We start from the raw sequence: 247 nt of genomic DNA, 5'->3' as shown, positions 1-247 counted from the left end.
TTATATCTAGATTATTTCTTATCTTCAGCATTCCATGAAACTTCAGGTTTCTTGACACTTAATTTTGGTATGGATCCAAATGTAGGTGTTTTAGCAAAGGGCCAATTCCAACCATTAGTCACCACAAACCAAACATCATCTCCCAAGGTGCGAAGATAGGCTCTTATGAGAGATTTCCAATAAATATAGTTTTTGCCTTTAAAGATATATGGATGGGGTATCATTCCAAAACTTTGATCACTCATAT

General features: G+C 34.8%; 1 protein-coding gene. It reads right to left on the bottom strand.

Annotated elements, in window-relative coordinates:
* Positions 1–11: 11 nt before the first annotated feature.
* Positions 12–247: hypothetical protein (locus F1003_RS16210; RefSeq protein ID WP_235898438.1), on the bottom strand; the 236-nt coding region annotated here is incomplete at its 5' end.

Origin of the sequence: Winogradskyella ouciana (genome assembly GCF_009709615.1) — a bacterium.
GTDB classification, from domain to species: Bacteria; Bacteroidota; Bacteroidia; order Flavobacteriales; family Flavobacteriaceae; genus Winogradskyella; species Winogradskyella ouciana.
The sequence above is the reverse complement of the archived record's forward strand: the minus strand, read 5'-3'. Positions and strand labels throughout refer to the sequence as shown.